The organism is Bowmanella dokdonensis (assembly GCF_017254865.1).
Lineage (GTDB): Bacteria > Pseudomonadota > Gammaproteobacteria > Enterobacterales > Alteromonadaceae > Bowmanella > Bowmanella dokdonensis.
The window spans coordinates 167,837-192,391 of the sequence record NZ_JAFKCV010000002.1 but is presented as its reverse complement, the minus strand read 5'-3'; the positions used below and the strand labels follow the sequence as shown (position 1 = coordinate 192,391).

Genomic DNA, 24,555 nt, shown 5'->3' with positions numbered 1-24,555 from the left:
GGGCATTGTGAATAACGCTGCACCAATGAATACCAGACCCCCGTATGACCAGATAATCCAGGATATCAGTGATTACGTCCTGGATTACGAGGTTCGCAGTCAACTAGCCATAGACACGGCGCGTTTGTGTCTGATGGACAGCCTGGGTTGTGCGATGCTGGCGTTGCGCTTCCCGGAATGCTGCAAGCATCTGGGTCCACAGGTAACAGGCAGCCTGGTACCAAACGGCGCCAGGGTACCGGGCACACAATTCTGCTTGGATCCCGTCAAAGCCGCATGGGATATCGGCTGTCTGATCCGATGGTTGGACTACAACGACACCTGGCTGGCCGCAGAATGGGGCCATCCTTCAGATAATCTGGGTGCATTGCTGGCAGTTGCCGACCACCTGTGTCAGAAAAATCGGCAGAGCGGCAGGGCGGTAATGGTTATGCGTGACCTGTTCCAGGCCATGGTGAAAGCCCATGAAATACAGGGCGTGTTAGCCCTGGAGAACGCCTTCAACCAAGTGGGATTGGATCATGTGGTGCTGGTTAAGGTTGCCTCGGCTGCGGTGGCAACGACCATGCTGGGGGGCAATCGCGAGCAGGTAATGTCAGCGGTTTCTCATGCCTGGGTGGATGGTCAGGCCCTGCGCACTTACCGTCACGCGCCTAATACGGGCTCCAGAAAGTCCTGGGCAGCCGGGGATGCGACCTCCCGGGCGGTGCGACTGGCAGAAATAGCCATGCGAGGCGAAATGGGCGTGCCTGGCGTTCTGAGTACGCCTAAGTGGGGGTTCTACGATGTGCTGTTCAGCCAGACCAATGATGATTTAAAGTGCAAACCTGATCCGGCGCGGCGTTTTGCTGTCAGCCAGCCTTATGGCAGTTACGTGATGGAGAACATCCTGTTCAAGGTCAGCTACCCTGCAGAATTCCATGCCCAGACTGCCTGTGAGTGTGCTCAGGCACTGCATTCAGAAGTCAGGGAAAGGTTGGATCAGATTGACAGAATAGAGGTGCGGACCCAACAAGCAGCCATTCGTATCATCAGCAAACAGGGAGCCCTGAATAATCCGGCGGATCGTGATCACTGCCTGGAGTACATGGTTGCTGTGTCCCTGCTGTTTGGCAAACTGACAGCCGAACATTATGAAGATGAGTTTCATGCGCATCACCCCCTGATCGACAGACTCAGGGAGCGTATGGTGGTGAAGGAAGAGGTGGCCTACAGTCGAGATTATCTGGACCCCGCCAAGCGTTCCATTGCCAACGCCGTGCAGGTGTTCTTTACTGATGGCAGCCACACCGATAAGGTTGAAATCGCTTATCCACTGGGCCATCGCAAGCGTCGTGATGAAGCAATATTGCCTCTTAAGAAGAAATTCCGCAGCCATTTGGCTAGTCGTTTTCCCCTGTTCAGGGTTGAACAGATAGAGGCGTTGTTCAGCGATGCTGACCACCTGGATGATATGGCTGTCGATCATTTCCTCAGTCACTTTGTTATTTGAAATCCCATTTCCCTGCTATATGAGAAGTAGGCAAATTGCCTTATCCGTTAAAAATAACAATGAGGACCTGCAGATGAAAAAATTAACCCTGATGATGCTGTTGCTTACCCTGGCTGGCTGTTCCAGGCTTAGTCAGACTAACTACGAGCAACTGGAAATGGGCATGAATTACCGGGAGGTAATGGATATTCTCGGCGAAGCTGACCACTGTGAAGAATCCATGGCCAACGAGGAATGTATCTGGGGCAACAGGGACGGCAGGCATATCCAGGTTAACTTTGTCGCTGGAGCGGCGGTTTATTTCAACCAACAAGGCCTGTAGATTGCCCGCGCCGATTCATCAAAGGTTCAGGCAGAAAATCGATACTGGGTCCTGGTTTATTCTGATTTGAATCAAGGAGCTTGAAAATGAAACATTGGCTTTTGGCAATGCTGCTGGTCATTTCCGTCCCCACATTGGCCGCCGACCAGCGGCAAGTATCTGTACTGGGTCAGGCCAGTGTCAGCGCCGTGCCTGATTTGTTCCAGTTCAGTCTTTTCATCGAGGAACGGGGGCCATTGGTCAGTAAGCTGAATGAGATAGTCAGTCACAAGACGGCTAATATCGTCAATTTCCTGCTGGAGCAGGGGGTTCAGGAACGGGATATCCAGTCCATGCATGTTCAGTTGCACCCCTGGTATGAACACAGGGAAAACGGATCGGAGCAGAAGGGCTTTGTGCTGGGACGCCAGATTCAGGTGAGCCTGCGCAAGCTTGAACTTTATGATCGGGTACTGGATGGCGTGATGAAATATGGGGCCACCCGTATTGATGGATTCCAACTGGGCTTTGAGAATCAGCAGGATCTCTATCTGAATGCACTGGAAAATGCGGTGGCAAACGCCAAACTCCGCGCCCAACGTCTGGCGAAAAGTCTGGACGCCAAGGTCGGCAAAGTGATCAGTGTCAGCGAGGTGTCCCGCTACCGGCCGGCGCCGATGATGATGGAAGCACGCAAAATGTCGCTGGATACGGTTTCAATGCCCGGCGAAGTGGCCATGGATGCACAGGTGGAAGTCCAGTTCGAGTTGAATTTTTAGACAGCCGTTGGCAAGAATCCACTTAAGGGGCCCCGGGCCCCTTTTTTTGCGCTGAAATTTACTGAAAAGGAGTTTTCATTTGTGCGCAATAGCAGTACCTTGTGCGCCATCGCGTGTCATTTTTAGTTCAGTATCATGCCTATCGACAAGTCTCAGCTTTACCGGGAAATAAACCAGCAAGCCCAAGCCCTGATGGAAGGAGAGAAGGATCTGATTGCCAACCTGGCCAATCTCAGTGCCTTGCTATGGATGAGGTTGCCGGATATCAACTGGGCTGGATTCTATCTGCTCAAAGAAGATCAACTGGTGCTGGGACCTTTTCAGGGCAAGCCCGCCTGCGTCAGAATCCCCATGGGCAGGGGGGTATGTGGCACGGCAGCCAAACTTGAAACCCCTCAGTTGGTCAGAGATGTTCATGAGTTTGAGGGACATATTGCCTGCGATGTGGCTTCCAACTCAGAGGTGGTCGTGCCTTTTTATACCGAAGGCCGTCTGGCTGGCGTTCTGGATATTGACAGTCCAAGCGTTGGCCGGTTCGACCAACAGGATTTGCAGGGGCTACTGACTGTTGTCGAGAGTTTACAGGTTGCCCTGGGGTGAAAGAGCTCATCGATATCCATGTGGTGCTGGCCACCCCGGAGGACATGGAGTTTTGGGAAGATCAGGCAGAGGACGCGGCAGACCGGCTCAATGAGCTGTTACATTATCTGTATGCCAGGGCAGATGAGGAAATTGATACTCATCAACTGGAGCTGATGCTGCAGCATATTTGGGAAACCTGGCACCAGGATCAGTATTTACTGGATATAGACGAACAGGAGCTGTACGACTGGGTTGACCAACTACTGGCAACTTGGGATGATGAGCACCCTGACGCACACACTGACAATCACTAGATCAAATCGAATGGATAGCCCACAGAAGTTTTCAAACAGCAAAGAAGTTATCGCTTTCTTGGCTGAGACCTTTCCTGCCTGCTTCAGTACTGAAGGTCAGGCCAAGCCCCTGAAAATAGGTATCTTCCAGGATCTCGCCGAACGACTGGCAGAGGATGAGCGGTTGAGCAAGACATTGCTGCGCAGCTCCCTCCGGCATTACACCAGCAGCTGGCGTTATCTGCATGCCGTGGTGGAAGGCGCCCATCGTGTCGATCTGGACGGCAAAGAAGATGCTGTGATTGAAAAGCAACATGCCGAGCACGCTCAGCAGCAACTGGCTGAAAGTAAGCAGAAAGTTGCGGAAAAGCGAAAAGAGCAGGCAAAACAACGACCTGACGCAAAGAATCGTTACAAAAATTCTGCCAAAAGCGAAAGCAAAAAGGCGGCTGATGGAACTAATGTTCAAAAGGCAAAACCAAGTAAGAGAATCCCTCCAGCCAAACTGGAGACAGAAGACTTGGTTGCCGGTACCCAAGTTACGGTGAAAATAGGCAAAGCTCCCATGCCAGGAACCATCAATGAAGTCGCCAAAGAAGGTGTCCATGTACAACTTAATTCCGGCATGGTGGTGAAAGTTCCAGCAGAGAGCCTGAGGTTAGCCCGTCCCAAGAGGTAATTTAATATGAATCATGCTATTCGAGTTTCAGTTGCGGCCGCTTTTCTGGCGGTCAGTTCAGGAGCCGGAGCGGTATCCAGCACAGCGAGCGCTCAGGATTTACCCATGCTGGAACAAGAATCGCAACATGCGGTGGCAGCCAAACGCATTTCGTCGCTGTTCACCCGTGCCCATTACAAGGAAATCGCACTGAACGATTCCTTGTCTGCCCAGATCTTCGATCGCTATATCAAAGCTCTCGATCCGAACCGCAACCTGTTCTTGCAACAGGATGTGCTGAAGATGGAGCGTTACCGCGACAATTTTGATGACGCCCTGGAGCAGGGCAACCTGTCGGTCGCTTATGAAATCTACAAGCAGAACCTTGAACGTCGGGTTGAGCGCTATCAGTATGCCCTGGGTTTGCTGGACAAGGAATTTGATTTTGAAAAAGCCGGCGATGCATTTCACTACGACCGGGAAGAGGCTGACTGGCCTAAGGACATGGCTGAGCTGGACGAGTTGTGGCGCCAGCGGGTCAAGTACGACGCGCTGAACCTCAAACTGGCCGGCAAAGACTGGGAAGGCATTAAGGAATTGTTGACCAAGCGGTACGAGCGGGCCATCAAGCGTCTGCAACAGACCCAGAGTGAAGATGTGTTCCAGACTGTCATGAATTCATTTGCCCGCAGTATTGAGGCGCATACCAGTTATCTGTCCCCGCGCAATGCCGAGCGGTTCCAGATGGAAATGAACCTGTCTTTTGAAGGAATCGGCGCGGTACTGCAGTCTGAAGATGACTACACGGTGATCCGCAGCATTGTGCCCGGTGGTCCGGCTGATTTGTCCAAACAGGTCAAGCCGGAGGATAAGATTATCGGGGTGGCCCAGGACGATGAGGAATTCATCGATGTGGTGGGCTGGCGACTGGATGAAGTGGTCGAACTGATCAAAGGACCCAAAGGCAGTATTGTCAGGTTACAGGTCATCAAGGGATCATCCGATACTGCGACCCCCGAGGTGGTCAGCCTGACCCGCGACAAGATCAAGCTAGAAGACAGAGCCGCCAAGTCGGAAATCTATGTGCCGGAAGAGGGGCCGAACAAGGGCGATAAACTGGGTGTTATCAGTATTCCCTCTTTCTACAACAACCTGCATGAGGATGTCAGGGTAGAAATTGAAAAACTGAAGGAACAGAAAGTCCAGGGGATCATTGTCGACCTGCGGGGTAACGGCGGGGGTTCCCTGATGGAAGCCACATTGCTGACCGGTCTGTTTATTGATAAGGGCCCGGTTGTGCAAATCCGTGACAGTGCCGGCCGTATCCGTGAAGAGCGCGACACCGACGGGCTGGTCTATTACGAGGGGCCAATGACAGTGCTGGTTGACAGGTACAGTGCCTCGGCTTCGGAAATATTTGCCGCTGCCATGCAGGATTACGGCCGGGCCCTGATAGTGGGGGAACAGACCTTCGGTAAGGGCACAGTACAACAACACCGCGGGTTGGGTCGGATTTACGACCTGTATGATAATCCGCTGGGTAGTGTGCAGTTTACCATTGCCAAGTTCTACCGAATCAACGGCGGCAGCACCCAGCACAAAGGTGTGGTGCCGGACATTCTGTTCCCGTCACCGATTGAACCGGCGGAGTGGGGCGAGAGCAGGGAAGAAAATGCCCTGCCATGGGACAGCATCCCACGGGCCAATTACACTACGTTTGGAGAGACCCTGAGTACGGTCAATGAAGTAGCCGGTCGGCATGACTCAAGGATTCAGCAGGATCCGGAATTCGGTTACATGCAGGAAGACATTGCCGAGTATCGTCTCAAGAAGGATGATAAGACCATCTCGCTGGTGGAGTCGCAACGACGTCAGGAAAAGAAAGAACAGGAAGAGAAAGCTCTGGCCCGTGCCAACGAGAGACTGAAGCGTATGGGACAGGAAGCGGTGGCCTCTTTGGACGATCTTCCCGAATCACTGGATGAGATCGATCCTTACCTGCATGAGGCGGCGGCTATTACCTTTGACGTGGTTGCCACAGGAAAGTACGCCATTCATAACAAGTAATCGGCGTACTGCAGAACTGATAAATAGGGCTATGGTTTCATAGCCCTGTTTTTATATAAAAGACAATAGCATCGGCGCCGGCATGGACTGCCGCAAATGACAAAAAATAACAATAAACAAAGGTAGAACAATGAGTGCAAGAGGGGAGTTTTCGTCCAGGTTGGGGTTTATTCTGGCGGCGGCAGGATCAGCAGTGGGACTTGGCAATATCTGGGGATTTCCCACCCAGGTAGCCAGTAACGGCGGTGCTGCTTTTGTACTGGTTTATATTATCCTGGCCTTTGTGCTGGCTTATCCGGTGCTGATGGCCGAGTTGCTTATCGGGCGCGCTACCCGTGCCAACATGGTGGATGCGCTGGGACAGATCTCCGGCAGTCGTTGGGGCAGGGCAACGGGGATATGGGGATTTATCACGGTATCCCTGATCCTTGCTTTCTACGCCATAGTGGGCGGCTGGATGGTGGCCTATGGCGTGCAGGCCCTGGCCGATCTGGCTGGGTGGCAATCCTTCTCGGTGTGGCTGGAGAGTTTCTCTGATACACGCAATATATTGTTTTGTTTGATGTTTATTGCACTCACCGCAGGTATTGTGACGGGCGGGGTCAGCAAGGGAATAGAGCGCTGGTCGGTGCGTCTGATGCCTACGCTGTTCGCAATCATTCTACTGCTGATCATCTACGTGATGACATTAGACGGGGCAATGGAAGGACTGAAGGCCTATCTGTTGCCCGATTTCTCTCTTGTGCTGAATCCCGAGCTCCTCATCAGTGCCATGGGCCAGGCGTTCTTCTCCATGTCATTGGGGGTGGGGACCATGCTGGTCTATGGGTCCTATGTCAGCAAACAGGAAAAGCTGCCCAGCCTTGGTGCCTCAGTGGCGTTGGTGGATATCGGGGTGGCCATCCTCGCAGGCTTGCTGATCATTCCCGCCATGTATGTGGCGTTGCATAACGGCGTACAGATTTATTCTGAAAGTGGCGCTCTGATTGAGGGAGACAGCCTCATCTTCACTGTCCTGCCCGCGCTGTTTGATACTATGGGGGCTGCGGGCACCCTGGTTGCGCTGGCATTTTTCGCCTTGATGATCATCGCCGCCCTGACTTCATCTATCTCCATGCTCGAAGTGCCGGTGGCTTACATCACCGAAAATCGCGGTGTTTCCCGTCCCAAGGCCGTCTGGTTGATTGCTGCAGCCATTTTTGTCTGCAGCACCCTGATTGCCCTCAACTTCAATCAACTGTTCGGACTGGTTATCGCCCTGACAACCCAGTACAGTCAGCCGCTGCTTGGCATGATGCTGTGTATCTTTGCCGGTTGGGTCTGGAAGAGAAACGAAATTCTTCAGGAACTCAGGACCAGCGATGAAGAGGCCGAACATGGTCTGTTCTGGAAGATCTGGCCGTGGTATGTGCGTTTTGTCTGCCCGGTCATCATCATTCTGATGTTTTACCGTTCACTGTAAGACTGTTAGCCGGCGTCAGCGGGACGCCGGGCAACACCAAGCCAGTTTCCCTTGAACCGGGCCGAACTCGACGCCCCATGGAGTGATAAGAATGACATCCAATCCAAGACAACCCTCCCTGCTGGACGCCTTTATTCCCATTGCCATCCTGGTGGTCCTGCTGTCTTCATCCGTGATCCTGTTTGCTGACGATTCCTCCTACGGGCCCAACCAGATAGCCTTGCTGTTAGCCATGGGGGTCGCCGCCATTATCGGCCTTAAGAACGGTTACAGCTGGAAGCAGATTGAAGAGGGCATTGTTCATGGTATTTCATTGTCCCTTGGTGCGATCCTGATTCTGCTGGCGGTGGGATCACTGATCGGCACCTGGCTATTGTCAGGGACCGTTCCCACCCTGATTTACTATGGGCTGCAGCTGCTGAACCCTTCGGTGTTCTACGCGGCCTCCTGTGTGATTTGCGCGGTAGTCGCGATGAGTATCGGCAGTTCCTGGACTACGGCGGCTACGGTCGGCGTGGCGCTGATTGGGGTGGCCAATGGCATGGATATGTCAGAGGCCGTTACCGCCGGGGCTATTGTGTCGGGGGCTTACTTCGGCGACAAGATTTCACCTTTGTCTGAAACCACCAACCTGGCTCCGGCTGTCGCCGGTACCGAGCTGTTTGAGCATATCCGCTATATGCTCTGGACGACGGTGCCGAGTTTTATCATTGCCCTGATCCTCTTCCTGCTGATTGGCCTGAATGCCTCAGGTGAAGCCTCTATGGAGAAGATCGTGCAGATGCAGGCTCTGCTGGAGCAGAACTTTAATCTGGGCCCCATGATGCTGGTGCCCCTTGTCGTCTTACTGACCCTTGCCATGCGTAAGATGCCGGCTTTCCCGGCCGTTTCAATCGGTGCCTTGCTGGGTGGCGTCTGGGCGGTAATTTTCCAGCCTGAACTGGTCTTGGGACTTGCCGAACAAGGGCGGGAAGGGGCGGTAGCCGCCATCACAGTGGTCTGGAGTGCTCTGTTTAACGGCGTCACCCTAGATACGGGCAATGCCGATCTTAATGACCTGCTAAGTGGCGGCGGCATGTCCAGCATGCTCAACACCATCTGGTTGATTATGTGTGCCTTGTCATTCGGCGCTGTGCTGGAAAAAACAGGCCTGCTTAAGCGCGTTGTCGCGGCGTTTTTGAAAGGCGCCACAACGGCTGGGGGGATGGTGACCCGTACCATTCTGACCTGTTTTGGCACCAACCTGATCACGGCTGATCAGTATATGTCCATTGTCATGCCGGGCCGCATGTACAAGGAGGAATTTGCCAAGCGGGGCCTGCATCAACTCAACCTGTCCCGCAGTCTGGAAGATGGCGGCACTATCACTTCGCCCCTGATCCCATGGAATACCTGCGGCGCTTACATGCACAGTGTCCTCATGGTGCACCCGTTCGAATATGCATTCTTCGCGTTCTTCAACTTGATAAGCCCGGTGCTTGCCATCATCTATGCTTATCTGGGGATTAAGATCCTGCGCATACCTGTGCCAGCCGCGACCAAGGTCTGAGCCGGAGCCTGTTTAATCTCTGCCAAGGTTAAACAGGCTGTGGGTTGAGCCGGTACACCCGTCACGCTTTTTATCAGGAGGAAGCATGTCCGTCCGCCGAGATACCGCCATGAAACTTGCCGATTATCAGCCGCCGGCTTACCAGATCAGCGAGTTGTACCTGGAGTTTGAACTGGATGATCATCGCACCAGGGTGACCGCCATCAGTCAGGTCCAGCGCCAGACAAGTCAGGACGCGCCGCTTTATCTGAACGGCGAAGCATTGGAACTGGGCGGTGTATGGGTAGCTGGACAACCATACCAACCTGAGATGGCGGAGGGGGGCATTATCCTTCAGGACCTGCCTGCGTCTTTCGAGCTGAAGATTGAGACAATCATCGATCCGGCTAACAACAGTTCTTTGGAAGGACTGTACAAATCAGCCGGGGCATTTTGCACCCAGTGTGAGGCTGAGGGCTTCCGTAAGATTACCTATTTTCCTGATCGTCCGGATGTGATGACCAGATACCGGGTCAGGATTGTGGCCGACAAGCAAGCCTACCCCTATCTGCTCTCCAACGGTAATCTGCTTGATCAGGGGGACCTGGACGGCGGTCGGCACTGGGCGCTTTGGGAAGACCCCTTTGCCAAGCCCAGTTACCTGTTTGCATTGGTGGCAGGAGATTTTGATCTGCTGAGCGACAGCTTCACCACCAGAAGCGGACGGGATGTGACGCTGCAACTCTATGTGGACAAGGGAAATGCCTATCGCGGGCAACATGCGCTGGATTCGCTGAAAAAGGCCATGGCCTGGGACGAGCAGAAGTACGGTCTGGAATATGATCTGGACGTCTACATGATTGTGGCTGTGGATTTCTTCAATATGGGCGCCATGGAGAACAAGGGCCTTAATCTGTTTAACAGCAAGTATGTACTGGCCGATCCTGCCTCTGCCACCGATGACGACTATTTCAATATCGAGTCCGTCATTGCTCATGAGTACTTCCACAACTGGACGGGCAACCGGGTTACCTGCCGGGATTGGTTTCAACTGAGCCTCAAAGAAGGCCTGACCGTATTTCGCGACCAACAGTTCAGTGCCGATATGGGCTCTCCGGCCATTGTTCGCCTCAAGCAGGTCCGAGTGATGCGAGAGCACCAGTTTGCCGAGGACGCAGGCCCAATGTCCCACCCCATACGTCCCGAAGAAGTCATGGAGATGAATAACTTTTATTCGGTGACAGTGTACGACAAGGGGGCGGAAGTCATTCGCATGTTGCATACCTTGTTAGGCGAGGCCGGTTTCAGGCAGGGCATGGATTTGTATTTTAAACGCCATGATGGCCAGGCGGTAACCTGTGATGATTTTGTGCAGGCGATGCAGGATGCCAATGACGTGGATTTGTCCGCTTTCAGGCGCTGGTACAGCCAGTCAGGCACCCCGCAATTGACGGTGGGTACGACTTTCGAACCGCAGACCGGCCGGTTCAGTCTTTCCCTGACTCAACTGACCGCTGCCACGGCGGATCAGCACGAGAAACACCCCCTGCATATGCCGGTTGCAGTGGAGATTCTGGATGGTGCCAACAACAGCGTGCAAAAGCATACCTTGTCTGTCACCCAGGAAAAGCAGCAGTTTGACTTCGGACCTTTCGACAATGAACCTGTGACAGCGATACTGGCGGGATTCAGTGCACCGGTCAGAGTGAAGCAGATTCAGTCCGATGCACAGAAACAACAAATCATCTTGCATGCCCAGGACCCGTTTTTACGTTGGGATGCGGCGCAGAGCCTGATCAGTCAGTATTTGCACGAAATGGCCGGATCCGGACAAACCAGCGTACCTGATGTACTGATAGAGTTGTTTGATAGCATGCTCAGACGGGTGGATCAGGACCCTGCGTTATTCGCAGAGATGCTGGAACTGCCAAGTTTTGAGACCCTCGCCCAGCAGAACAGTCCGATCCGGGTCGATGGATTACTGGATGCCAGGGATTGTCTGAAAAGAAAACTGGCCAGGACACTGACCGACCAGTGGCAGGCCACAGCGGATAGAATCAGCACCGGTGCCTATCAGTACACACAACAGCAGGCGGCTCAGCGTCGTTTGCGCGGTGTCTGCCTGGCGTATCTGGCCCTGAGTAATGCCCCTGGGGTTGAGTCACACCTACACCAGCTTTACCTGCAAAGCGACAACATGACCGATACCTTGGCGGTGCTTAAGGCCTGCCAGGGAAGCGAGCTGGCCTTATTCGATAGGCTGATGGAAGACTTTGAAGCCAAATGGCGACATGACAGCCTGGTAATGGACAAATGGTTTGCACTGCATGCTGGTAAAGAGCGTAATGACTGCCTGTCCAAGCTGCAGATACTGATGGCACATGCCATGTACAGTATCAACAATCCAAACAGAGTGCGCTCAGTGGTGGGAACATTTGCCTTTTACAATCCCAGGGGCTTTCATGCCATTGATGGCAGTGGCTATAAGTTTCTGACCGACTATCTTCTGCAAACGGATCCCATCAACCCCCAGGTTGCCTCAAGATTGATTACGCCCATGCTGGCCTTTGGTCAACTGGATGAAAGCAGACAGGATTTGATTAGACACCAGTTCCTGCGCCTGCTGGACAGCCCGCAGTTGAGCCGTGATCTGTACGAAAAAGTGCGTAAGTCATTGCGTTAGAGAGTCCTGCCGATACCCAGATGAAAGTCTATTTCTTCAAAATTGAGGTATCTTATGAACGGTGCAGAGCCATGTACGACGGCTCCTCTCCCTATGCGATTATTCATGCTGAAAGTGGTGAGCGCGTCCAGTTGCCGGTATCCAATCTGAAGCCTTTTGTGGGCCTTCAGGGTATCAAGGGACGTTTCCGTCTGATCACTGATGAGTCGAATAAAATCCGTTCATTTGAACGGGTCGGTTGATTCAGTCCTTGACCAAGCCATTGAAAAGAAAAAGAATTGGGCAGTTTCCAACTGGTACGATTTCTTCTTGCCAATATACTAAAATGATGTAATCATTTTGTTAAATATCCAGTAACCACGCTGGATGCAAAGCATTCAGGTCTGCAGACAATAGAACACACCTGCAGGTACAGGGGAGTATAAAAACGATGAAAAATGGGCCTCGCATCTTTAGAAAATCACCCTTGGCTATTGGCATAGCCGCCCTGTTGGGCAGTGCCATGGCACCAGTTCAGGCCGTAAACTGGGATTTGGGTGAATGGTCTGTCAGTTTCGATTCAGACTTTTCCCTGGGAACCAGCTACCGAATAGAAGACAGAGATTGGTCTTTGATTGGTAACAGCAACTTTCCCAAATTTGACTGGACTGGCTATAACGGGACCACCAATGTGGTATACCCCTCTGCCGATATCTGGGCAATGGCCAATGGTGCGTATTCTACCAATGGTGACAATGGCAACCTGAACTTCGATCCGGGTGAGGCATTCTCCACCCAGTTCAAAGGCACCCACGATCTGGATATCCGTTACAAGAACATGGGTTTCTTTGCCCGCGGTATGTACTTCTACGATTTTGAACTGATGGACGGGGACCGGGCCTGGACTAATCCTGTGTCTGCACAGGCTGGTTTCAATGAGCCGTTTGATCCTTGTGAGGACAAATACGCCAAAGAAGAATTGTGTGCCGATATCCGATTGTTGGATGCCTTCTTTTATGCCGATTTCGATATGGGCTCAGTACCGGTCTCTTTACGTATCGGTGAACAAGTTGTGAGCTGGGGTGAGAGTACTTTTATTCAACATGGTATTAACACTACTAATCCGGTGGATGTTACCCGGGCTTCAGCGCCAGGGGCCGAGTTGAAAGAAGTCTTTATTCCAGTTGGGATGGTTTATGCTCAGTTCGGCCTGACCAATAATATGGGACTGGCCATGTACTATCAGTATGAGTGGGATAAGAGTCGCCTGCCACAAAATGGCAGCTACTTCGCTACCACGGATTTTGCCGGTGAAGGCGGGCAGGCCGCCAATATCCAGTTGGGTTTCACGGGTAATCCGGATATTGACCTGGATTTCCTGTTGCTCAAGTTGAACGAGTTGGGCTCGGCCCTAAGAGCCGGGGCCAGTCCATCGACTATAAGCAGCGCCTATCTGGCTTATCCGACCAAGGTTGCTGTGCGCGGCTACAGTGATGCGGCTCATGACGAGGCAGACGATCAGGGCCAGTACGGTATTAAACTCTCTTATTATTCCGAGGCGCTGAACGACACTGAGTTTGGTTTCTACCATATTAATTACCATAGTCAGCGGCCGTTGATTTCCGGAATTGCCTCTGATTTCACTGCCGCCGGTATCGGTGCAGATATCGCCTATATGGCAGCCAATGAAATTACCAAAGACAACATCACGGATCTGAACGCCTTTACCAAGGCACAGTTTGGCTATCCGGAAGACATCAAGTTGTGGGGAGTGAGTTTCAACACCAACGTCGGCGAAACTGCCCTGGCAGGTGAAATCGCCTATCGTCAAGATGAGCCGCTGCAGATAGACGATGTGGAACTGTTGTACGCCGGCATGCCACAGCAACTGGCCATAGCCGGTATCCGGCCGGATCTGGCAGGAATCTCCCAGTTGAATAATTACCTGGGCAGGGTGGTAGGTCCGGGTGAAACGGCGACAGGCTATGTATTGTCTGATACATCACAGATGCAGGTGACCGCCACCCATCTGTTTGGACCCACCCTTGGCACAGATAACCTGGTGCTGCTTGGCGAAGTAGGCTATGTGAAGATCCATGACATGCCGGATCCTTCCCTGCTGCGTCTCAATGGTCCTGGCACCTCCCGCAGCGGACCGATTCCGGGTAAAGAGGGCCTGCATGTGGGGATTTCCAACGGCCCGGAAACCAACCCTTTCCCGACGGATGACGCCTGGGGTTATCGCTTGTTGGCCAAGGCCGATTTCAATAACGTATATGCTGGCGTCAATATGTCCGTGCGTGCCACCTTTGCCCATGACGTGGATGGCATCACGCCGGATCCCTTGTTCCTGTTTATTGAGGATCGCAAGTCTTCAAGTGTCCAGGTGGATTTCGACTATCTGAGCAAATGGTCGGCCAGTTTCTCAGTAAACTCGTTCTGGGGCGGGGTAGGTACGACAAATGCCCTGGCCGACAGGGACTATGTTTCATTCAATATCAAGTATTCAATCTAGGGAGTTAGATCAAAATGAAGAAATTAACCCTAGTCGCACTGGCGATCAGCCTTGGCATGAGCAGTCTGGTAGCCGAGGCCAAAGTATCCGAAGCTGAAGCGGCGAAGTTAGGCAACGAATTAACTCCTTTGGGTGGTCTTAAGGCGGCTAATGCTGACGGCAGCATCCCTGCCTGGACAGGTGGAATCACTGAGCCGCCTGCCGGTTATGAGGTGGGAGATCATCATCCCAGCCCGTTCCCGGAAGACAAGGTATTGTTCAGCATTACTGCGTCCAATATGGAGGAATATGCGGATTTACTGAGTGACGGCCAGAAAAAGCTGTTTGAGACCTATCCTGACACCTTCAGGATCCCGGTCTATCAGACACGCAGAACAGCCTCCAATCCACCCGCTGTCTATGATGCGACCAAATTCAATGCTACTCATGCAGAGCTGGTTCAGGGCGGTAACGGCATTAAGAATGCGGCCATCGGAATCCCTTTTCCTATCCCCCAAAATGGTGTTGAGGCGATCTGGAACCACATTCTGCGCTATCGTGGCCAGGCCATACAGCGCTATGGTGGCCAGGCTGCACCTACAGCCGGTGGGGACTTTAACGTCATCGGTTTCGATGATGTCCTGATGATTAAGTATGCCGAACAGGATGCAACCCCCGAAAAGCTGCTGGAAGAAAACATCCTGATGAAGTTCAAGCAGAGCATCACCGAGCCTGCCCGTCTGGCCGGTACCGCCCTGCTGGTGCATGAAACCATGGACCAGGTTAAAGAACCACGTCAGGCCTGGACCTACAATACCGGACAGCGACGGGTACGCAAGGCACCCAATATTGCCTATGATGCCCCGGGCACAGCAGCGGATGGACTGCGGACCACAGACGATTTTGACATGTTCAATGGTGCGCCGGACCGATACAACTGGACCCTAAAAGGCAAGAAAGAACTCTATGTGCCTTACAACAATTACCAGTTACACAGCGACAAAGTGACCTATGGTGACATTCTCAAGCCAGGTCATGTCAATCCTGAACTGACCCGTTACGAGAAGCACCGTGTGTGGGTGGTGGAAGCAAATCTGAAGGACGAATACCGTCACATTTATCAGAAGCGGGTATTCTACATCGATGAGGATAGCTGGCAGATCCTGGTGGCGGACATGTATGACAACCGTAATGAGTTGTATAGGGTGGCCATGGCGTACGCCATCAACTATTACGAAGTTCCGACACTCTGGTCTACACTGGATGTTTACCACGACCTGAATTCACGCCGTTATCTGGCATTGGGTCTGGATAATGAAACCAGAATGTACGACTTCTCCATCAAGCCGGATGACAGCGAGTTTACGCCACAGGCACTGAGGCGAGAAGGGTTAAGATAACGCAGTAAAACGGTTGGCACTGCCAGCCGTTTTTGTTTGAGCCAGCTAAACCCGGTGATCCTATTGTTATGAAGAAACGACTCCTTCCTTTATGTTTTGCTTTATTTTGTCCCCACCTCTTCGCTGCCGAGATTGCTCCCGGCTCCGCCTATATGGCGCCTTTGGCCAGTCAGTCATTGCTGCTTGATATTGCCACATCAGTAAAGGGGCGCCTGATCAGCGTGGGTGAGAGGGGACATATTCTGCTTTCCGATGACGGTGAACAATGGCGACAGGTAGAGGTCCCTACCGACTCCAGCCTGACGGCCGTGTTTACCTTGGATAACCATGCCTGGGCGGTGGGACATGACGCGGTCATACTCTACAGCCAGGACGCCGGACAAAGCTGGCAATTGCAGCATTTTGATGCAGAGAAGCAAAAACCCCTGATGGATGTGTTGTTTTTCGATCAGCAACACGGAATCGCCGTCGGGGCATACGGCCTCTTCTATCGTACCCGCGACGGAGGACAAAGCTGGCAGCCGGAAATGCATCCTGAGTTGCTGGATCCCGCTGATGTGGAATACCTGGAAGAATTGCGTGCCGAAGATGTTTCCCTGTATGAACAGGAACTGTCGGCGATCCTCCCGCATCTGAATCGTTTGTCACCGGCGGACGGAAAGTTGTATCTGGCGGGTGAGGCCGGCCTTCTGGCTGTCAGTGAGGACAGGGGACAAAGCTGGGTTCCCATGGAGGTGGACTACTATGGTTCCTTCTTCGATATTGAGCAAACCCCCTCCGGGCGGCTGCTCGCCGCCGGCTTACGGGGCCATTTATTCGAGTATCAGGAAGATGCGGGCTGGCAGGAAATTGCCACTGGTACCAAGTCTTCGCTCAATTCCATCGTGGTGGTCGATGAGCAGACAACGCTTGTTGTTGGTAACAACGGGTATCTTATCTGGTTAAATGACGGGGTGCAGACACAGCAAACGGAGGAGGAGAAGGCGGTGGTCAATGCGATTCCCTATGACGGCCGGCTTCTCGCAGTGACCGAGACAGGTATCAAGGTAGTGAGTAAAAAATAATGTTGTCCAAGTTGACCGATTTTCTCGAGACGATAGTTTTCAGGCATCGCGCCTGGGTTATCGGTGTTTTTCTGGCTTGTAGCGGACTGCTTTTATATCAGTCAATGCATCTGAAGCTTGACGCCGCGTTCACCAAGAACATTCCTCTTAACCATACCTACATGCAAAATTACATGAAGCACCAGAAAAATTTCGGTGGTGCAAACAGTATCCTGGTGTCTGTGTGTAATCGTGAAGGGACTATTTTTAATCAGAACTTTTTCGACCGACTCAAGGATGTTCATGACAGTTTGTTCTTCATTCCTGGTGTGGATCGGTCGCAGGTTACCTCTTTATACAGTGCCTCGACCCGTTTTACAGAGGTAGTGGAAGAGGGATTCTCCGGTGGACCGGTCATCCCGGCTGATTTCAGTTCAGACGATCCTGCTGCCTTGAAGCTGGTCTCGGAAAACATTACCAAGGCCGGCATTGTCGGCCGTATGGTATCTGATGACTTCAAGTGTTCCATGGTTACCGCCCAGTTGCTTGAACTGGATCCACAGACGGGGCAGAAACTGGATACCCTGACCTTTGCCGAAAACCTGGAAACCAAGCTGCGGGAACAATACGAAGACGAGCGCATCAGTATCCATATTATCGGTTTTGCCAAGATGGTTGGGGATGTGGCCGACGGCGCCAAGGATGTACTGCTGTTCTTTGCTATCGCCATCGCTATCACCGCACTGATGGTGTATTTCTTCTGTAAGTCACTGTTACTGACTGTCTTGCCCCTGCTGTGCTCTATCGTTGCGGTAATTTGGCAATTAGGCTTGCTGACCTTACTCGGATTCGGTCTGGATCCCATGTCCATTCTGGTGCCTTTTCTGGTCTTCGCCATTGGGGTCAGCCATGGCGTGCAGATGATCAACTATGTCAGCAAGGAAGTGGTGGCCGGACATACAGCCAAAACAGGCGCTGAGAGAGCATTTCGTACCTTGTTGATCCCCGGAGGGGTGGCCCTGTTGTCAGATACTGTCGGCTTTATGACCCTCCTGGTCATTGATATTGGCATTATTCGTGAGTTGGCCATCACAGCCAGCATGGGGGTGGCGGTAATTATTCTGACTAACCTCATCCTCCTGCCAGTGCTTATGTCATATGTGAAACTGGGAGAAGGCTACAAACTGCGTTTCAATAAGCAGGCTGCCCGGGCCGACCGCTTCTGGACCCTGCTGGCCAACTGTTCCAACAAGGGCGAGGCCAGGATAATCCTGGTGGTCGTGGCTGCCCTTTTTGTATATGGCTGGTATCAGTCCGACCAGATGAAAATTGGCGACCTGCATGCCGGGGCTCCGGCCCTGCATGAGAGTTCCCGTTATAACCAGGATACCTTCTTGATTACGGACAAGTACGCCATCAGTGTGGACTACTTGTCGGTGCTGGTGGAAACGGTACCTTCTGCGTGCACCTCCCATGAGGTCATGAGCGCCATTGATGAGTTTCAGTGGAAGATGGAGAACGTCAAAGGCGTGCAGTCAGCGGTGAGCCTGGCGTCCGTGGCCAAACTGATCAACGCTGGCTACAACGAGGGTAATCCCAAGTGGCGTGTCCTGCCCAGAAACCAGCAAACCATGGTGCAAAACGTGGCCCGGGTAGATACCTCGTCAGGATTGCTCAATGGTGATTGTTCGGTGATGCCTATTATTCTGTTTATGGAAGATCATAAGGCCGAGACCATTACCCGTGTAGTGGAAGCGGTCAAGCAGTACCGACAGGAGTACGAGACGGACGAGCTTCAGTTCAAGCTCGCTTCAGGCCCGGTTGGCGTCATGGCGGCGACCAATGAGGCAGTCAGCGAAGCACAGACCCCCATGATGATGTACGTATTTGGCGCCGTGATCATTTTATGCTGGTTGAGTTTCCGTTCCCTGCGCGCCACGCTGGCGGTGGTGATCCCGCTCTATGTGGTGTCAGTCCTGGCCCAGGCCCTGATGACCAAACTGCAGATAGGCCTGACGGTTTCCACCTTGCCTGTTATTGCGTTAGGGGTTGGTATTGGGGTCGACTACGGCATTTATATCCTGTCCACCATGAGCCACAATCTTAATCAGGGCATGTCGGTGAGAAATGCCTATTTTGATGCATTGAAAGAGCGTGGCAGCGCCGTACTCTTTACTGGTATCACGCTTGCCATCGGCGTCAGCACCTGGGTGTTCTCCAGCCTCAAGTTTCAGATGGACATGGGCATACTGCTGACCTTTATGTTTGTGGTGAATATGCTTGGGGCCATCATAGTATTGCCGGCTTTGGCTGCGGTTTTCTGGCCGGAAAAAAAATAATCTGATGAATATTTAACACCACATCCAGTCAAGCCGGCCAGCTGCTCTGACCAGAGCAAGGCTGACCGGCTTTTTTTATGCCCTGATCAGAAACCCTCTTTGATAGGCTTTTCCCCACTTATCAGCACAAAGTTGAGTCTGTTCATCACTTAATTGCCTGGGTTCATTTTTGTGCCGGCTCAATTTTTATTGAGCAAGGCTGCATAGTTATTTCCGACCACTCCAAACATCCGGATTTAGCCCTTTTAATGGCGCCCTGAATCGGCGAAAATACGCATAAATTGTTTAGAGTTCAGTTCTTTAATACCGGTTCTTCTGAGCCCGAAACACAACAAATGAATTGGTATACTAAAATTCGCCCTACACATGCCCTTATAACAAGGTATAAAAATGACGGTTGTAAATAGCCAGCACTCTGTACTGCTCGAAAATGTCTATACATTAATCCGCAAAAAAGTGGATAAATCACAGGCTGAACTGGTTGAACAGTTTGCCAAGATCCTGTTTCGCAACATCTCCAGGGAAGATTTGGATAATAGGGTCGACAGCGATCTGTATGGTGCCACACTCAGCCTGTGGAATGAGTTTGCCGATTATCACGACAGTGAACCTTTTATCCGCGTTTTCAATCCGGAGGTTGCCAAGCATGGTTGGCAGTCATCCCATACCATTATCGAGATCATTACCGATGATATGCCGTTTCTGGTGGACTCGGTACGCATGGCCATCAACCGCCTGAGCATCACTGCCCATTTACTGCTGCATAGCCCTATTGTGGTCAAACGGGATGCCAAGCATCAGCTTGAGGCGCTGCTGGATCCGAAAACCAAAGGCCAGAGTAAACAGACCGTCTTCCTGATTGAGATTGACCGGCAGACTTCCAAGAAGGCCCTGGAAGATATTGAGAAAGAGCTTCATTCCGTATTAGACGAAGTACAACTGGCTGTGTCGGACTGGAAGTCTATGACCGACCAGTTGGATACCATCATCGCCGGCTACGATAAGAAGCCTTGTCCGGCGGGGGAAGAAGCACAAAAGCAGACACATACCTTCCTCAAGTGGATCCGTAACGACAACTTCACCCTGATGGGGTATCGCCATTATCAGGCCAAAGCCATTGAAGGGGATTACCGCTGGATTGCCGATAACGACAGCAGCCTGGGACTGATGAAAAACTCCGTCAGTAACCGGGAACGTCTGTTATCCAAGTTGCCGGTTTCCGCCCAGCAGGAAACCCTCAGCCAGAATCCGCTGATCCTGACCAAGACCAATTCCAAGTCACGGGTCCACCGGCCGGCCTATATGGACTACATCGGCATTAAGGAATTTGACAAAGACGGCAATGTGATTGGCGAACACCGCTTTATCGGTCTGTATTCGGCCGCATTCTACAATGCCGGCGCCAAGGAAGTGCCCGTACTGCGGGAGAAAATTGCGCGTTTGTGCGAAGGCTCAGGCTTTGACAAGTCGTCCCATGCCTACAAAGCGTTTTTGAATATTCTCGAAACCTACCCACGGGATGAGCTGATTCAGGCCAACGAAGAAGAACTGGGTAAAATTGCCTTGGGTATATTCCAGATGCAGGAGCGGGGCATCTCCCGTCTTTTTGTGCGTCGCGACGTATTTGGACGCTTTTTCTCCTGCATGGTGTTTGTGCCCAGGGAGCGTTACAACACACAGTTGCGTAAAGATACCCAGGCATTGCTGAAAAAGTCACTGGGCAGCGACCAGGATGTGGAATTTACCACTTTCTTCTCTGAGTCAGTTTATGCCCGGACCCACTATATGGTCCGGGTCAAGAACAACAACGTGGAAGTCAACGTGAAGGAAATTGAAAAGAATATCATTGAGCTGTCCAAAAGCTGGGATGACAAACTGAGCAGCGCACTGCGTGCCAGTTACGGCGAAGCCCGGGGCAAGAAGCTTGACCAGAAATATGACAACGCGTTTCCACGTAGCTACAAAGAGCAGAATCTGCCCACCACGGCAGTGGTGGATATCGAAAAACTGGAAGTACTGGACGATGTCCGCACCCTGGATATGCTGTTTTACCGTCCCCAGGAAGAGGCTGCCGACAGTGCCGTGGTCAAGCTTAAGCTGTTCCATCGCAATCAGCCCATCCATTTGTCTGCGGTACTGCCGATGCTGGAGCATTTCGGGTTACGCGTAATTGATGAAAGCCCCTATCAGGTCAAGGGTGGAGACGGTTCGGTTAACTGGATTATGGACTTCTCCATGCTGCACAGCTCCAGCAGCAAGATGAGTCTGGAAAAGGCCCAGGAGTTGTTCCAGGATGCCTTCTCCAAGGTCTGGTATCAGCATCTGGAGGACGACTCCTTCAACCGGTTGGTTCTGGGGGCTGGACTGCCTGGCCGCAAGGTGACCATCCTGCGTGCCTACGCCAAGTACATGCGCCAGACCGGCAGTTCCTTCAGCCAGGATTACATCGCCCGTACCCTGGACAAGTACCCACATATCGCCATTTTGCTGGCCAATCTGTTTGAACAGCGTTTCGATCCCAAGATAAAGCGCTCAGACAAAAAAGAAGAAGCCCTGCTGGCCGAAGTGAAAGAAAATCTGGATCACGTCTCCAATCTGGATGACGACAGGATTATCCGCCGCTATCTGGACATGATTATGGCCACGCTCAGGACCAACTTCTTCCAGTCCGATGCCCAGGGTAACGAGAAACCCTATATTTCCTTCAAGATGTTGCCGGAACTGATTCCCGAGATGCCCTTACCCCTGCCGAAATTCGAGATATTCGTTTATTCGCCGAAAGTTGAAGGGGTGCATCTGCGTGGTGGCAAAGTCGCCCGTGGCGGTCTGCGCTGGTCCGACCGCCTGGAAGACTTCCGAACCGAAGTACTGGGTCTGGTAAAAGCCCAGCAGGTGAAGAACACTGTGATTGTGCCGGTAGGAGCCAAAGGCGGCTTTATCTGTAAAAACCTGCCCGTTACCGGTGGCCGTCAGGCTATCCTCGAAGAAGGAAAGGAATGTTACCGGACTTTTATCCGCTCGCTGCTGGATATAACCGACAACATCGTTCAGGGCGAGATCGTTCCCCCCAAGGATGTGGTGCGCCTGGATGAAGATGACCCTTACCTGGTAGTGGCGGCCGATAAGGGTACCGCCACGTTCTCCGATATCGCCAACGGAATTTCTGACGAGTACAACTTCTGGATGGGCGATGCCTTCGCCTCCGGTGGCAGTGTCGGCTACGATCACAAAGGCATGGGGATCACTGCCAGGGGCGGCTGGGAATCGGTCAAGCGGCATTTCCGCGAGATGGGAATCGATTGTCAGAGCACAGATTTTACCTGTATCGGTATCGGTGATATGGCCGGCGATGTCTTCGGTAACGGCATGCTGTTGTCCACACATACCCGCCTGATTGCCGCGTTCAACCATCTGCATATCTTTTTCGACCCGGACCCGGATGCGGCCAAGAGTTATAAAGAACGTCAGCGTCTGTTTAACGATCCATCCCTGAATTGGGCCGATTACGACAAAGAGCTGATTTCCCGCGGTGGCGGCGTTTTCTCCCGTGCTGAGAAGGCTATCAAGCTCAGCGCCGAGATGAAGAAATGGCTGGGTACCAAGCAACTGACCATGACGCCCAATGAGCTGATTAAGAACATTCTCAAGATGCCGGTGGATCTGATGTGGAACGGCGGCATCGGTACCTATGTGAAAAGCAGCAAGGAAACCCATGCTGATGTGGGTGACCGCGCCAATGATGATTTACGGGTCAATGGACGTGACGTCAGGGCCAGAATCATAGGCGAGGGTGGCAACCTGGGCTGCACGCAACTTGGGCGGGTCGAGTATTGCGCCAATGGCGGTCGGATGAACACAGACTTTATCGACAACGTGGGTGGCGTGGATTGCTCAGACAACGAGGTCAATATCAAGATCCTGCTCAACACCCTGGTGCAGGCCGGTGATATGACGGTCAAGCAGCGCAACAAACTGCTCTACGATATGACAGATGATGTCGCGCAAATTGTGCTGCAGGACTGTTATCGCCAGACTCAGTCCATCTCCATTTCTGAGATTGGCGGTGGTTCGAGGCTCAAGGAGCAACTGCGCTTTGTTCACGGTCTTGAGCGGGAAGGGCGCCTCAACCGTGAACTGGAATTTATTCCCTCCGACGACGAGCTGTCAGAGCGTCAGGCCAATGACAGGGGCCTGACCCGCCCTGAACTGGCGGTACTGTTGGCATATGGCAAGATGGTCCTCAAAGATAAGCTGAATATTGCCGATGTGACCGAAAATCCGTATCACGCCAGATTACTGATCACGGCGTTCCCGAAAATGCTGCAGGACAAGTTTGCTGAACAGATGAAGCAGCATCCCCTGAAGGCGGAAATCATTGCCACCAAGCTGACCAATAACATGCTTAACGATATGGGGCTGAACTTCGTGCACCGGTTGCAGGAAGAAACCGGTGCGACCATATCTGAGGTGGTCAATGCCTATTCGGTGGTCAAGGGTATTTTCAGTATGGAGCCCCTGTGGCGCGACATTGAAAAACTCGATAATAAGATTGATGCCCAGGTGCAGCTGAACATGCTGGATGATATGCGCCGCACCCTGCGCCGCGCGTCCCGCTGGTACCTGCGCCATGGAAACAAGTCCCTGCCCATCGATGAAGCCATCGCTTTTTATATTCCAACCATTAAGGATCTGCTCAAGAACCTGCAGGACTATCTGGTCGAAACCGAATACAAAGAGCTGGAGGACAAATCACTGGCACTGACCAAAGCTGGTGTCCCCGGAGATATCGCTTACCGGGTGGCCAGCCTGAGCAACCTGTTCTCCTGTTTGGATCTGGCGCAGATTGCGACTAACGAGAACAAGCCGGTGCCTCTGGTGGCGAGTTTGTATTACAAGCTTGGCAACAAGCTGCAGTTGCACTGGTTCCTGGATCAGATCAACCGTCAGTCTGTTTCCAACCATTGGCAGGCATTGGCCCGTGCATCCTATCGGGAGGAGCTTGACTGGCAGCAGCGTTCACTGACCTCGGTGCTACTGAAGTTTGATCCCAAGAATAAGGATGCCCAGTCTGTCCTGGACAAATGGATGGAATCGCACAAGGAACTGCTGGAGCGCTGGTATCATATGATGTCGGAATTCAAGACCAGTTCCACCCATGAATTTGCCAAGTTTTCGGTGGCCCTGCGTGAATTGATGCTGCTCAGTCTTAACTGCAACAGCTAAGATTTTTACTTCGTAGTTGGCTTATAATGCCCCGGATTTATCCGGGGCTTTTATGTTCAGGACGAACGGTATGCCGCGGTGGCAAGGATGCCAAGGAGCGGCGATGTTCAGGACGAACGGTATGCCGCGGTGGCAAGGATGCCAAGGAGCGGCGATGTTCAGGACGAACGGTATGCCGCGGTGGCAAGGATGCCAAGGAGCGGCGATGTTCAGGACGAACGGTATGCCGCGG

At 52.5% G+C, this 24,555-nt stretch carries 16 protein-coding genes; all 16 read left to right on the top strand.

The features are described from left to right. The first annotated feature begins 7 nt into the window (after positions 1 to 7). On the top strand, positions 8 to 1,492 hold the full coding sequence (locus tag J0A66_RS04035) for a bifunctional 2-methylcitrate dehydratase/aconitate hydratase (RefSeq protein ID WP_439098860.1): 1,485 nt from the start codon (positions 8 to 10) through the stop codon (positions 1,490 to 1,492). Positions 1,493 to 1,565: 73 nt separating this feature from the next. Continuing rightward, the gene (locus J0A66_RS04030; RefSeq protein ID WP_206572508.1) at positions 1,566 to 1,814 is read left to right on the top strand and encodes a DUF3862 domain-containing protein; all 249 of its coding nucleotides are present in this window, start codon (positions 1,566 to 1,568) and stop codon (positions 1,812 to 1,814) included. A gap of 86 nt (positions 1,815 to 1,900) precedes the next feature. After that, positions 1,901 to 2,572 (top strand): SIMPL domain-containing protein, encoded by a 672-nt coding sequence (locus J0A66_RS04025; protein WP_206572507.1) that lies wholly within the window; start codon positions 1,901 to 1,903, stop codon positions 2,570 to 2,572. Between the two features lie 135 nt (positions 2,573 to 2,707). Further along, on the top strand, positions 2,708 to 3,172 hold the full coding sequence (locus tag J0A66_RS04020; RefSeq protein WP_241264010.1) for a free L-methionine (R)-S-oxide reductase MsrC: 465 nt from the start codon (positions 2,708 to 2,710) through the stop codon (positions 3,170 to 3,172). After that, complete coding sequence (locus J0A66_RS04015) at positions 3,169 to 3,468, top strand: hypothetical protein (protein WP_206572506.1); 300 nt, start codon at positions 3,169 to 3,171, stop codon at positions 3,466 to 3,468. The genes J0A66_RS04020 and J0A66_RS04015 overlap by 4 nt, the downstream gene beginning before the upstream one ends. 10 nt (positions 3,469 to 3,478) lie before the next feature. Continuing rightward, positions 3,479 to 4,126 (top strand): RNA chaperone ProQ, encoded by a 648-nt coding sequence (gene proQ, locus J0A66_RS04010; RefSeq protein ID WP_206572505.1) that lies wholly within the window; start codon positions 3,479 to 3,481, stop codon positions 4,124 to 4,126. Positions 4,127 to 4,132: 6 nt separating this feature from the next. Then, positions 4,133 to 6,172, top strand: a complete 2,040-nt coding sequence (gene prc / locus J0A66_RS04005; protein WP_206572504.1) for a carboxy terminal-processing peptidase — start codon at positions 4,133 to 4,135, stop codon at positions 6,170 to 6,172. A gap of 130 nt (positions 6,173 to 6,302) precedes the next feature. Next, on the top strand, positions 6,303 to 7,634 hold the full coding sequence (locus J0A66_RS04000; protein WP_206572503.1) for a sodium-dependent transporter: 1,332 nt from the start codon (positions 6,303 to 6,305) through the stop codon (positions 7,632 to 7,634). Between the two features lie 91 nt (positions 7,635 to 7,725). Continuing rightward, positions 7,726 to 9,183, top strand: a complete 1,458-nt coding sequence (gene nhaC / locus J0A66_RS03995; protein WP_206572502.1) for a Na+/H+ antiporter NhaC — start codon at positions 7,726 to 7,728, stop codon at positions 9,181 to 9,183. 85 nt (positions 9,184 to 9,268) lie between these two features. Further along, positions 9,269 to 11,845: an aminopeptidase N gene (pepN, locus tag J0A66_RS03990; protein WP_206572501.1), complete on the top strand. Its 2,577-nt coding sequence runs from the start codon at positions 9,269 to 9,271 to the stop codon at positions 11,843 to 11,845. A 20-nt stretch (positions 11,846 to 11,865) separates the two neighbouring features. Further along, complete coding sequence (locus J0A66_RS03985; RefSeq protein ID WP_206572500.1) at positions 11,866 to 12,087, top strand: DUF2835 family protein; 222 nt, start codon at positions 11,866 to 11,868, stop codon at positions 12,085 to 12,087. A 188-nt stretch (positions 12,088 to 12,275) separates the two neighbouring features. Beyond that, positions 12,276 to 14,339 carry a DUF1302 domain-containing protein gene (locus J0A66_RS03980; protein ID WP_206572499.1) on the top strand — a complete coding sequence of 688 codons (2,064 nt, stop codon included), beginning with the start codon at positions 12,276 to 12,278 and terminating at the stop codon, positions 14,337 to 14,339. Between the two features lie 14 nt (positions 14,340 to 14,353). Further along, positions 14,354 to 15,718 carry a DUF1329 domain-containing protein gene (locus J0A66_RS03975; protein ID WP_206572498.1) on the top strand — a complete coding sequence of 455 codons (1,365 nt, stop codon included), beginning with the start codon at positions 14,354 to 14,356 and terminating at the stop codon, positions 15,716 to 15,718. 68 nt (positions 15,719 to 15,786) lie between these two features. Next, a complete protein-coding gene (locus tag J0A66_RS03970; RefSeq protein ID WP_206572497.1) occupies positions 15,787 to 16,782 on the top strand; it encodes a WD40/YVTN/BNR-like repeat-containing protein in 996 nt (331 codons plus the stop codon). Beyond that, entirely contained in the window at positions 16,782 to 19,100 is a 2,319-nt protein-coding gene (locus J0A66_RS03965; protein ID WP_206572496.1) for an efflux RND transporter permease subunit, read from the top strand. The genes J0A66_RS03970 and J0A66_RS03965 overlap by 1 nt, the downstream gene beginning before the upstream one ends. 390 nt (positions 19,101 to 19,490) lie before the next feature. After that, complete coding sequence (locus tag J0A66_RS03960; protein ID WP_206572495.1) at positions 19,491 to 24,323, top strand: NAD-glutamate dehydrogenase; 4,833 nt, start codon at positions 19,491 to 19,493, stop codon at positions 24,321 to 24,323. Positions 24,324 to 24,555: the final 232 nt, after the last annotated feature.